This window comes from Vibrio sp. 1159 (assembly GCF_033340395.1).
GTDB lineage: Bacteria > Pseudomonadota > Gammaproteobacteria > Enterobacterales > Vibrionaceae > Vibrio > Vibrio alginolyticus.
Map to the genome: position 1 here is coordinate 45,006 of NZ_JAWOWL010000003.1, position 12,280 is coordinate 57,285.

At 45.5% G+C, this 12,280-nt stretch carries 9 protein-coding genes and 4 tRNA genes; 12 read left to right on the forward strand and 1 reads right to left on the reverse strand.

Annotated features, from left to right (window positions below; translation table 11 throughout):
- The first annotated feature begins 10 nt into the window (after positions 1-10).
- Positions 11-934 (forward strand): peptidoglycan DD-metalloendopeptidase family protein, encoded by a 924-nt coding sequence (locus R7127_RS03560; protein ID WP_033907434.1) that lies wholly within the window; start codon positions 11-13, stop codon positions 932-934.
- Between the two features lie 80 nt (positions 935-1,014).
- A complete protein-coding gene (gene rpoS, locus R7127_RS03565; protein ID WP_005380887.1) occupies positions 1,015-2,001 on the forward strand; it encodes an RNA polymerase sigma factor RpoS in 987 nt (328 codons plus the stop codon).
- Between the two features lie 82 nt (positions 2,002-2,083).
- Here the strand turns inward: rpoS and mutS are convergent, their stop codons facing one another.
- Positions 2,084-4,645, reverse strand: coding sequence for a DNA mismatch repair protein MutS (gene mutS / locus R7127_RS03570; protein ID WP_033907432.1), 2,562 nt, complete (start codon positions 4,643-4,645; stop codon positions 2,084-2,086).
- A gap of 84 nt (positions 4,646-4,729) precedes the next feature.
- Between mutS and pncC the strand changes: the two genes are divergently transcribed.
- From pncC to R7127_RS03620, 10 genes are all read left to right on the forward strand, one after another.
- Positions 4,730-5,212, forward strand: coding sequence for a nicotinamide-nucleotide amidase (gene pncC / locus R7127_RS03575; protein ID WP_005380875.1), 483 nt, complete (start codon positions 4,730-4,732; stop codon positions 5,210-5,212).
- 200 nt (positions 5,213-5,412) lie between these two features.
- Positions 5,413-6,456, forward strand: a complete 1,044-nt coding sequence (gene recA / locus R7127_RS03580) for a recombinase RecA (RefSeq protein ID WP_005380874.1) — start codon at positions 5,413-5,415, stop codon at positions 6,454-6,456.
- A gap of 127 nt (positions 6,457-6,583) precedes the next feature.
- The gene (gene recX / locus R7127_RS03585; protein ID WP_017633543.1) at positions 6,584-7,051 is read left to right on the forward strand and encodes a recombination regulator RecX; all 468 of its coding nucleotides are present in this window, start codon (positions 6,584-6,586) and stop codon (positions 7,049-7,051) included.
- 142 nt (positions 7,052-7,193) lie between these two features.
- On the forward strand, positions 7,194-9,776 hold the full coding sequence (alaS, locus tag R7127_RS03590) for an alanine--tRNA ligase (RefSeq protein ID WP_033907431.1): 2,583 nt from the start codon (positions 7,194-7,196) through the stop codon (positions 9,774-9,776).
- 212 nt (positions 9,777-9,988) lie between these two features.
- Positions 9,989-11,176 carry an aspartate kinase gene (locus tag R7127_RS03595; RefSeq protein WP_033907430.1) on the forward strand — a complete coding sequence of 396 codons (1,188 nt, stop codon included), beginning with the start codon at positions 9,989-9,991 and terminating at the stop codon, positions 11,174-11,176.
- Between the two features lie 92 nt (positions 11,177-11,268).
- Positions 11,269-11,466: a carbon storage regulator CsrA gene (gene csrA / locus R7127_RS03600; RefSeq protein ID WP_004415691.1), complete on the forward strand. Its 198-nt coding sequence runs from the start codon at positions 11,269-11,271 to the stop codon at positions 11,464-11,466.
- Positions 11,467-11,800: 334 nt separating this feature from the next.
- Positions 11,801-11,892, forward strand: a tRNA-Ser gene (locus tag R7127_RS03605).
- A gap of 31 nt (positions 11,893-11,923) precedes the next feature.
- Positions 11,924-12,000 (forward strand) — tRNA-Arg (locus tag R7127_RS03610).
- A gap of 29 nt (positions 12,001-12,029) precedes the next feature.
- A tRNA-Ser gene (locus R7127_RS03615) sits at positions 12,030-12,121 on the forward strand.
- Between the two features lie 85 nt (positions 12,122-12,206).
- Positions 12,207-12,280 (forward strand) — tRNA-Arg (locus tag R7127_RS03620).

A 12,280-nucleotide genomic window follows, 5' to 3' on the forward strand; every position in this document is an offset into this window, starting at 1 on the left:
TTAGGGATAGGTGAATAAGTTACTACGTCATATTGGTATTAGCTTTGTGTTTGCTGCAGGACTAGTTGGTTGTGCAGCGCATTCCCCTGCACCTGTCTCTAGCCTAAAAAAAGACTATTCAAGCCTTGAAAGAGGGAGTTACAGAGGGAGTTATTATGAGGTAAAAAAAGGCGATACACTTTACTTCATAGCTTATGTCACAGATAAAGATGTAAATGATCTTGTTCGTTACAATGAGTTAACTCAGCCTTACACTATCTACCCAGGACAGAGGCTAAAACTTTGGGCTCCGAAATATGTCGCCCCTAAATATGGTCAAAAAGTTGAACCCGTTGTGGCTCCTGTTGTTACGACACCCCCAGCTCCAGTGACGAAAACATCAACAGCCTCTAAACCTAAACCTTCGAGTAAAAACTCTAGTCAAAAACCTACAGAGACTAAGCCTAAAGTCGTACAAAAACAGCCTCCAAAGAAGGTTGAACAATCGAAAACAAAGGAGTATGTTGGTTCAAAAGACAACCAAAAAGTGAAGCAAAAATCGCCAACTACCACAGTAAAGAGTGATAAAGTCTCAAAGTGGTTGTGGCCAACAAAAGGGAGAGTAATCAAGAACTTTTCGGCGGGAGAACAGGGAAATAAAGGTATCGACATCGCAGGACAGCGTGGTCAACCTATCGTTTCAACCGCAGCCGGCACAGTCGTTTATTCAGGCAATGCGCTACGAGGTTATGGCAACTTAATTATAGTAAAGCATAACGACAATTATTTAAGCGCATACGCACATAATGACAAACTGCTGGTCACAGAAGGACAAAGCGTAAAAAGCGGACAAAAAATCGCCACCATGGGTAGTTCAGGTGCAAAGTCGGTCAAACTACACTTTGAAATTCGCTATCAAGGTAAATCAGTGAATCCAAAACGCTATTTGCCTTAAAACTTTGAAAAACAACTTGCGACATCATTTAGCGACATATTGAGTTGTCATGTCTTGCTAACTCGCCAGGGGGAGGCGTTATGAGTATCAGCAACACAGTAACCAAAGTTGAAGAGTTTGCATTTGACAATGCGTCAGTGAAGACCATTGATAACGAACTCGAAAGATCATCATCCACAGAAAGCAAAGCGACTGCGCGTGAAGAATTTGACGCGAGCAGTAAAAGCTTAGATGCAACTCAGTTGTATTTGGGCGAAATTGGCTTCTCACCTTTACTTACTGCCGAAGAAGAAGTGCTTTACGCAAGACGCGCCCTACGTGGCGACGAAGCGGCACGCAAACGTATGATCGAAAGTAACCTACGTTTGGTTGTTAAGATTTCTCGTCGATACAGTAACCGTGGTCTAGCACTACTCGATCTGATTGAAGAAGGTAACCTCGGCTTGATCCGAGCGGTCGAAAAATTCGACCCAGAACGTGGTTTCCGTTTCTCTACTTACGCAACATGGTGGATCCGACAAACGATAGAGCGAGCGTTGATGAACCAAACTCGCACGATCCGTCTACCTATCCACGTAGTGAAAGAGCTGAACATTTATCTGCGTACTGCGCGTGAACTTTCTCAAAAGCTCGATCACGAACCGACCGCAGAAGAAATTGCTGCTCAATTAGATATTCCAGTCGAAGACGTAAGCAAAATGTTACGCCTTAATGAGCGTATTAGCTCTGTCGACACGCCAATCGGTGGTGACGGTGAGAAAGCGCTGCTGGATATTATTCCTGATGCAAACAACTCTGATCCAGAAGTTTCGACTCAAGATGACGACATCAAATCATCGTTGATTCATTGGTTAGAAGAGTTGAATCCGAAACAGAAAGAAGTGCTTGCACGTCGCTTCGGCCTACTAGGCTACGAGCCTTCGACGCTGGAAGAAGTTGGTCGAGAGATTGGTCTGACACGTGAGCGAGTACGTCAAATACAAGTGGAAGGTTTACGTCGTCTTCGTGAAGTCCTAATCAAACAAGGTTTGAATATGGAAAACTTGTTTAACGTAGAAGACGATTAAGTAATCCGTATTTCACTAGATACACAAAAGGCTATGGTTCCCCCTAGCCTTTTTTCTTTTTTGCTCGTCGGTGTGAGTCTGTTTACAGCATCTTCTTCAAGCGATACAGCTCTTCAAGAGCTTGGCGTGGCGTTAAGTCGTCAGGATCAATACCTGACAGAGCTTGTTCGACCTCGCTAGGCTCTGGAATCAGGCTCAACTGGTTAGCCACATCTACTGCACTTGGACGCGGTGTGTCACTGTTTTGCCCCAGTTGCTCTAGCTGAGATAGCTTGTTACGCGCATTTTTGATGACCGTTTTTGGTACGCCAGCTAAGCCCGCAACAGCCAAGCCGTAAGACTTACTTGCCGCACCTTCTTGAACTGCGTGCATAAAGGCAATGCTGTCTCCATGCTCTACGGCATCCAAGTGAACGTTCGCTAAGTTTGGCAGTTGGTTCGGTAACTCTGTTAATTCGAAGTAGTGAGTTGCAAATAGGGTCATCGCACCAATTTGTGTTGCGAGCCATTCCGCACTTGCCCAAGCTAAAGACAGACCGTCGTAAGTACTAGTACCGCGTCCGATTTCATCCATTAGCACCAAACTGTTCTTAGTTGCGTTGTGAAGAATATTGGCTGTTTCGGTCATTTCTACCATGAAGGTCGAGCGGCCAGATGCAAGATCATCTGATGCACCAATACGAGTAAATATACGATCTAAAGAACCAATCTGTGCGGATTCTGCCGGTACATAAGAGCCGATATGTGCCATCAATGCAATCAGCGCAGTTTGACGCATGTAGGTTGATTTACCACCCATGTTTGGACCGGTGATGATCAACATCTTACGGGCTGGGTTAAGCTCAATTGGGTTCGCGATGAACGGCTCTGTTGTTACTTGTTCTACGACTGGATGACGGCCAGCTTGAATGTGAATTCCTGCGTCTTTCACAAGCGTTGGGCGGCAGTAATCTAACGAATCTGCACGCTCTGCAAGGTTTTGTAATACATCTAGTTGAGACAGAGCAGAAGCTAGGTTTTGCAGCTTCTCAAGGTTTGGCATCAATAGATCAAACAGTTCTTCCCACAACTGTTTCTCAAGTGCTAACGCTTTAGATTTCGAGTTAAGTACTTTGTCTTCGTGTTCCTTAAGCTCTGGGATGATGTAGCGTTCAGCGTTTTTGAGTGTTTGGCGACGTACATAATGCGGTGGAACCAAATGGCTCTGGCCACGGCTCACTTGGATAAAGAAGCCATGAACGTTGTTATAGCCTACTTTAAGCGTATCGATACCGTGTCGTTCACGCTCATCTCGCTCAAGCTGCTCAAGATATTCTGTTGCACCGTCTGCCAATTTTCGCCATTCATCGAGCTCCGCATTGTAGCCTTCAGCGATGACGCCACCATCACGAATAACAACCGGCGGATTTTCTTTAATCGCGCGTTCTAACAGGTCACATACTTCGTCAATCGGAGCTGCATACTTCGCCAATTTCGTTAGGTACGGATGGGTCAAAGAAGCGGTGACAGATTCTAGCTCTGGTAGCTGTTGCATGGCATTGCGAAGTCTAGCCATATCGCGAGGGCGAGCAGAGCGTAATGCAAGGCGCGCTAAGATACGTTCAATATCACCAATTTGCTTTAACGTTGGTTGAAGATCGGCAAACAGAGCTTGTTCTTTAATCTCACCAATTGCATCAAGACGATTGTTTAACGTTTCAATGCAACGCATAGGCTGATGCAACCAACGCTTCAGCATTCGGCTGCCCATCGGAGTTGCACAATGGTCGAGTACTGCAGCTAGCGTGTTATCGGTTCCGCCTGCTAGATTTTGAGTAATTTCCAGATTACGTCGGGTAGCAGCATCAAGGATGACGGATTGATCCTGATGATCAAACGTTAAAGAGCGAATATGAGGTAAAGCCGTACGTTGAGTATCTTTTACGTACTGGATCAAACAACCAGCAGCACATAACCCTAAGGACGCATGTTCTACACCAAAACCAACCAGATCTTTTGTGCCAAATTGTTGATTGAGTTGTTGCTTAGCCGTATCAAGCTCAAACTCCCAGACTGGGCGACGACGGTTACCATTGCGGCTCGCCATTAAATGTACAGGTTCAAAATCTTCTGGGAACAGTAGCTCACGTGGTGCGGTACGTTGAAGCTCGGCTGTCATCGCTTCTTCAGTTTCTGGTTCTGTCAGTTGGAAGCGACCAGAGGTGACATCCAGCGTCGCATAACCGAACTTACCGTTGTGATGGTAAATTGCTGCGATTAAGTTATCGACACGCTCAGAAAGCAGCGCCTCATCCGTCACAGTACCTGGTGTAACGATACGCACAACTTTACGTTCTACTGGGCCCTTGCTGGTGGCCGGATCGCCAATCTGTTCACAGATCGCCACAGACTCACCAAGCTGAACAAGTTTTGCCAGGTAGCCCTCTACGGCGTGAAATGGCACACCCGCCATTGGGATAGGTTCACCTGCAGACGCACCACGTTTGGTCAATGAAATATCAAGAAGCTGAGAAGCTCGCTTGGCATCATCGTAAAAGAGTTCGTAGAAATCGCCCATGCGGTAGAACAGCAAAATCTCTGGGTTCTCAGCTTTTAGCTTGAGGTATTGCTGCATCATCGGAGTGTGTTTTTGTTCAGCTTTCACAGGTAAGTTCTTTTGTTTATTTCCGTAGCGGCTTAGGATACGTGAATCCCTATCAAGTAAAAAGAGACAAAGGGCATTTTGGCTATGGAAAAAACAACAAAATTGAGTGCCGATTTAGGCGCATTATTGGCTAAACACGGGCATCTTTTAACGACCGCAGAATCATGCACTGGTGGTGGTGTTGCAACCGCCATTACTGACATTGCTGGTAGTTCAGCGTGGCTTGACCGTGCGTTTGTCACCTACAGTAATGAAGCGAAAATGGAGATGCTTGGTGTGCAAGCTTCAACGTTAGAAGCGCATGGTGCAGTGAGTGAGCCAGTTGTGATTGAAATGGTACAGGGTGCAATGAAAAACTCCAATGCGACCATCGGTGTGTCCATCAGTGGTATTGCAGGGCCGGGGGGTGGCAGTGAAGAGAAACCAGTCGGCATGGTCTGCTTTGCTTTTGCTGATAACCAAAGTTGGCAGCAAGTCGAAACCATGCATTTTACTGGTGACCGTGCAGAAGTTCGCAAAAAAGCGGTCGAGCATGCGCTGACTCAATTGTATCAACATCTACTCTAGAATTTCTTAAATTGTTTTAGCCCAGCATTGATAAGGGCTAGAGCAAATCACGACTTTAGGTCAGCCAAATTTTTTTCATACAGGTATGGACACTGTATGAATCAACAGTATAATAACTTTCATTGCTGAGCAGTTCTTCTGCTTAAGAAAAATGAATTACTATTCGTCGCCCAAAGAAGATGAATAAATCGGAGAAAGTAATGGACGAGAACAAACAGAAAGCGCTCGCCGCTGCGCTAGGTCAAATTGAAAAGCAATTCGGTAAAGGCTCTATCATGCGCCTTGGTGATAACCGCGCAATGGACGTAGAAACCATCTCAACGGGTTCTCTTTCTCTTGATATCGCTTTGGGTGCTGGTGGTCTACCAATGGGTCGTATCGTAGAAATCTACGGCCCAGAATCTTCAGGTAAAACAACATTAACGCTTGAGCTTATTGCTGCTGCGCAACGTGAAGGCAAAACTTGTGCGTTTATCGATGCAGAGCACGCTCTAGATCCTGTATACGCGAAGAAACTTGGCGTAGATATCGATGCATTGCTAGTTTCTCAGCCAGACACAGGTGAGCAAGCGCTAGAGATCTGTGACGCACTTGCACGTTCTGGTGCTATCGATGTTATGGTTGTCGACTCTGTTGCAGCGCTAACACCGAAAGCAGAAATCGAAGGCGAAATGGGCGATAGCCACATGGGTCTGCAAGCACGTATGCTTTCTCAAGCAATGCGTAAGCTAACGGGTAACCTAAAGCAGTCTAACTGTATGTGTATCTTCATCAACCAAATCCGTATGAAGATTGGTGTGATGTTTGGTAACCCAGAAACAACAACAGGTGGTAACGCACTTAAGTTCTACGCTTCTGTTCGTCTAGATATCCGTCGTACTGGCGCAATCAAAGAAGGTGACGAAGTCGTAGGTAACGAAACGCGCATCAAAGTTGTTAAGAATAAGATTGCAGCACCATTTAAAGAAGCAAACACACAAATCATGTACGGCCAAGGCTTTAACCGCGAAGGTGAACTTGTCGATCTAGGTGTGAAGCACAAGTTAGTTGAAAAAGCCGGTGCTTGGTATAGCTACAATGGCGATAAGATTGGTCAAGGTAAAGCGAATGCATGTAACTACCTGCGTGAGCACCCTGAAGTGGCTAAAACTATCGATACAAAACTGCGTGAAATGTTGCTAGCGCCAGCACTTGCGGAAGCGCCTGAAGCTGGTGAAGCGCCAGAGCAAGCTGAAGAGTTTTAATCTCTCATAGATTAATAAATGACAAAGCCCTGCAATGCGGGGCTTTGTTGTATCTATTGAAATCAAAAATCGAATTATCACAAAGGCCATTGAGAGCCTGTACAGCAAAAATACTTTTAGGATCATCATGTACCAAAAACGCCAGGCGCCAACATTATCGAGCAAAGAGGCTGCTATACAATTGCTTAGCCGTCGCGATCATGGTCAGTATGAGCTTTACCAAAAATTATCGATGAAGGGCTATGAAGAATCAGACATCGACATCGCAATTAATTTTTGCCTAGACCATAACTATTTAGATGATTTACGTTACGCGAAGAGTCAAATTAGACAGCATGTATACAAAGGACATGGAGAGCGTCGAATTCGTCAAGAGTTAAACCAGAAGCGTGTTGCGGAGTCGGTGATTGAGCAAGCTATGGCTGAAGAGCCGCAAGATTGGTTTGAACTGGCTAAACAGGCGGCAGAAAAGAAATTCAAAGGTATTAAAGCCAAAGACCAAAAAGAGTACGCAAAACAAGTTCGTTTTCTGCAATATCGTGGCTACAGTTTTGACCAAATCAGCTACGCGCTGAGCTTTGAGGACGAAGATTAACGGTCAGTCGTCCGCACTGATTTTTGTTTTGCTTCAAATTTTTTCTCCTACTCCCTCTTTTCCTCAAGAAAACTAGTCTCAGCTGTTTGCATGATCTACAATACGGCAAAATTCTAACTCGACTATTTTCAGGAAGAGCTGCATGTACATGAGCACTGATGAGGTTCGTAACGCGTTCCTCAAGTTCTTTGAGAGCAAAGGACACCAAATCGTAGAAAGTTCATCGTTAGTTCCACATAACGACCCAACCCTGCTGTTCACAAACGCAGGTATGAACCAATTTAAAGATTGTTTCTTAGGCTTAGAAAAACGAGCCTACACTCGAGCGACTACGGCTCAGCGTTGCGTACGTGCTGGTGGTAAACATAACGACCTAGAAAATGTTGGCTTTACTGCTCGTCACCACACATTCTTTGAAATGTTAGGCAACTTCAGCTTTGGCGATTACTTCAAAGAAGATGCGATCTCCTTTGCTTGGGAATTCCTAACCGAAGTTCTTAAACTGCCAGCGGATCGTTTATTGGTAACTGTTTACGAAACCGATGACGAAGCGTTTGACATCTGGAACAAGAAAGTTGGCGTACCCGCTGATCGTATTGTTCGCATTGGTGATAAAGAAGGCGGCAAGCCGTACGAGTCTGATAACTTCTGGCAAATGGGCGACACTGGCCCTTGTGGTCCATGTACTGAAATCTTCTACGATCACGGTGAGCACATCTGGGGTGGCCGTCCTGGCACGCCTGAAGAAGATGGTGACCGTTTCATCGAGATCTGGAACAACGTATTCATGCAGTTCAACCGTCACGCAGACGGCACTATGGAACCGCTACCAAAACCATCGGTAGATACTGGTATGGGTATCGAGCGTATCTCTGCAATCATGCAGGGCGTTCACTCAAACTACGAAATTGATGTATTCCAAGCTCTTATCAAAGCAGCAGCAGAAGTGATCGGTTACGAAGACCTATCAAACCAATCACTACGCGTTATCGCTGACCACATCCGTTCATGTTCATTCCTGATCGTGGATGGCGTTATGCCTTCAAACGAAGGTCGTGGTTACGTATTACGCCGTATCATCCGTCGCGCAGTTCGTCACGGTAACAAGCTGGGCGCACAAGGTGCATTCTTCCACAAGTTGGTTGGCGTTCTAGCTGACATCATGGGTACGGCTGGTGAAGAGCTGAAGCGTCAACAAGCTGTGGTTGAAAAAGTACTGCGTATCGAAGAAGAAAACTTTGGTCGTACACTTGAGCGCGGTATGGCGATTCTAAACGAAGCACTAGATAACCTAGACGGTAAAGTACTAGACGGCGAAACCGTATTTAAACTTTACGATACTTACGGCTTCCCAGCTGACTTAACTAACGACGTAGCACGTGAGCGTGAGTTCGCAATCGACGAAGAAGGTTTCGAGAAAGCGATGGAAGAGCAGCGTCAACGTGCGCGTGAAGCGGGTAACTTCGGTACTGACTACAACGCAGCAATCAAAGTTGATACGCAAACAGAATTCTGTGGTTACACAGGTACTAAAGGCTCTAGTTCTGTAGCAGCGATGTTCGTTGAAGGCAACGAAGTAGATTCGCTATCTGCGGGCGACAAAGCAATCATCGTACTTGGTGAAACACCATTCTACGCAGAGTCAGGCGGTCAGTGTGGTGACGCTGGTGAAATCCGTACTGAGTCTGGTGTATTCCGCGTTGAGGACACTCAAAAACTAGGTAACGCAATCGCGCACCACGGTGTAATGGCAGAAGGCGTTCTAGCGAAAGGTGATGAAGTAGCAACTATCGTTGACGCAGAGCGTCGCGCAGCTATCTCTCTAAACCACTCAGCAACGCACTTGCTACACGCAGCACTACGCCAAGTTTTAGGTGAGCACGTAACGCAGAAAGGCTCATTGGTGAAGGCAGACAACCTACGTTTCGACTTCTCGCATCTAGAAGCCGTAACCGCAGCAGAGTTGAAAGAAGTTGAGCGCCTAGTTAACGCGCAAATTCGTCGCAACCACACGATTGAAACCAACGTGATGGACATTGAGTCAGCTAAGAAGAAAGGCGCAATGGCTCTATTCGGCGAGAAGTACGACGACGAAGTACGCGTATTGTCTATGGGTGACTTCTCGACAGAGCTTTGCGGTGGTATTCACGCATCAAGCACAGGTGATATTGGCCTATTCAAAATCACTTCAGAAAGCGGCATTGCTGCAGGTATTCGACGTATTGAGGCGGTAACAGGCGAGGCTGCATTAGACGCTATTGAAGCTCAAAACGCGAAGTACGAAGAGAAACTGGCAGAATCTGCACAGAAAGCAAAAGCGCTAGAGAAAGAAGTGCAGAAGCTAAAAGATAAGATGGCGGCAGCAGAAAGCGCTAACATCATGGGCAAAGCGGTTGAAGTCAATGGTACAAAAGTTCTAGTCGCAGCTCTTGAAGGCGCTGACAGCAAGAACCTACGTACTATGGTTGATGACATCAAGAACCAAATGGGGTCTGGTATCGTACTGCTTGCCAACGTAACAGGTGACAAGGTTGGCTTGATTGCTGGTGTGACTAAAGATCTAACTGGTAAAGTAAAAGCCGGAGATCTAGTTAAGATGATTGCTGAGCAAGTCGGTGGTAAGGGCGGTGGTCGTCCTGACATGGCTCAAGCTGGTGGTACTGATGTAGCCGCACTACCAGAGGCAATTAAAACAGTTCAGCCTTGGTTAGAAGAGCGCTTATAAGCTTTTAACTACTAAAATTACGCTCAATCAAGTTTCTTTGATTGAGCGTAATTTTTTTTAGCAGCCAAGTGGTTTAATTGACCAAAAGTTAACCGAGCCATTTAGGCTATTTGGTTTTTGTTGTAACTACTGCTTATATAATTTTTCTAAAAGGAAATACTGAAGATGTAAGCAGTTCTAAAGAGACTTCGGTCTTGGGAAGGTGAAGACTGGTGAAAAAGCCCCTTATCGTGCAAAAGTTTGGCGGAACCTCAGTGGGTTCAATTGAAAGAATCCACCAAGTGGCTGAACACATCATTAAGGCGAAAAATGATGGCAATCAAGTTGTTGTTGTCGTGTCTGCAATGTCAGGCGAAACAAACAGACTGATGGACCTCGCTAAACAGATAGATAGCGTGCCTACAGCTCGAGAACTTGATGTTTTGCTCTCTGCTGGTGAGCAAGTGTCAATGGCACTGTTAGCAATGACACTCAATAAATTGGGTCATGCTACACGCTCGCTTACCGGAGCACAGGCGAATATTGTGACGGATAATCAACACAATGACGCAACGATTAAACACATTGATACTAAGACAATTCTGGGGTTGCTTGAGCAAGACCAAATCGTGATTGTTGCAGGCTTTCAAGGTGTGAATGAGAACGGGGATATCACCACATTAGGTCGAGGTGGCTCAGATACGAGCGCAGTGGCACTGGCAGGCGCATTGCGCGCTGATGAGTGTCAAATCTTTACCGACGTTGATGGTATTTATACTTGTGACCCACGTGTAGTGAAAAACGCGCGAAAATTGGCGGTTATCGATTTTCCTTCCATGGAAGCGATGGCAAGCCGAGGCGCGAAAGTATTACATTTACCTTCAGTGCAATTTGCATGGAAGAATAATGTGCCACTGCGCGTGCTTTCGACATTTGATGTTAATGAAGGCAGTCTGGTAAAGGGGGAGTTAGGCAATCAAGCCGTCTCTGGTATAGCCATTCAACGTGACCTTGCCATAATCGAAGTCGATAAAGAACATTTATCTAGTGCTACAAAACAATGTCAGATGTTGGGTATCGACATTTGGAATGTGATCGAGGAAACAGAACGGGCAGGTATCATGATAAAACAAGATGCATGTGCCAAGTTCGATCTGGTGTTCAGCGACAAAATCCGTAATAGTGAAGTGGTAAGCCTGTTGACCGCAGTGGGGCTTGAGGCCAATGGAATGGTAGAGCACGCATGCGATTTGTTGGCAAAGCGAGATATTGAGATCAATTTCAGCGCAACGAATGCACTCACTATGATGCTAGTTTTAGCACCCGAATGTGTGGATACAGCAGCAAACATTCTGCATGATGCTTACATTACGTCTAGTGAAGCATTAAACATTCAACAAAAACATGCCTTTTTAGGCTGATTTTCGCTAACAAGGTAGTTTACGAAAATATAACTTTTGTTGGATAATAGCTTTGTAGCAAGAAAATTTAGAGATTACTCAAGGAGCAAAGAATGCTAATTTTGACTCGCCGCGTAGGCGAAACACTGATGATTGGTGATGAAGTGACTGTAACTGTACTAGGTGTTAAAGGTAACCAAGTGCGTATCGGCGTTAACGCTCCGAAAGAGGTTTCAGTTCACCGTGAAGAAATCTACATGCGCATTCAAGCTGAAAAAGGCAATGGCAACGTTGCTTCAGGTAACTACTAAGTCGCTCCTGTTTACAGAGCTTAGTTTGAATGAAAAAGGCTAACCGAAGGGTTGGCCTTTTTAGTTTTTACTGTTTTTGAAAATTTGCAGAAACTATTGTGTTGAGTATGGCTGTGAATTCATCAATAATGTTGATTCGAACTTCAGAAAGTTATTTGAAAATAAATGTCTTTTTTTCAGAGAAGACTCTCTTTTTTTCATCATAATAGAGTGATAAAGTTCGTTTAATAGTCACTTTGATTAAATCAGCAACGGTTAAGCCAGTTTCGTAGATTTTTTCAAAGAAAGTGTTTGACATATTTTCGGTAAAACGTAATATGTGCCTCCGCAAGACGGTGAGGTGGCCGAGAGGCTGAAGGCGCTCCCCTGCTAAGGGAGTATACGGTTTATCCCGTATCGAGGGTTCGAATCCCTCCTTCACCGCCATTCTTGCAACGTTGATTTATCAACAAAAAGTGCGTCCTTAGCTCAGCTGGATAGAGTACCTGGCTACGAACCAGGCGGTCGGAGGTTCGAATCCTCCAGGACGCGCCATATCTCTTTTGAGATATAACAATGAAAACGGTGAGGTGGCCGAGAGGCTGAAGGCGCTCCCCTGCTAAGGGAGTATACGGTTTATCCCGTATCGAGGGTTCGAATCCCTCCTTCACCGCCATTCATTGATTGGCCCGATGGCCTTTTTTTTGTTTCGTAAGAAATGAATGTGATTTACTTCACAACTTCTTAGCAAGAAGATCTGCGCGTCCTTAGCTCAGCTGGATAGAGTACCTGGCTACGAACCAGGCGGTCGGAGGTTCGAATCCTCCAGGACGCG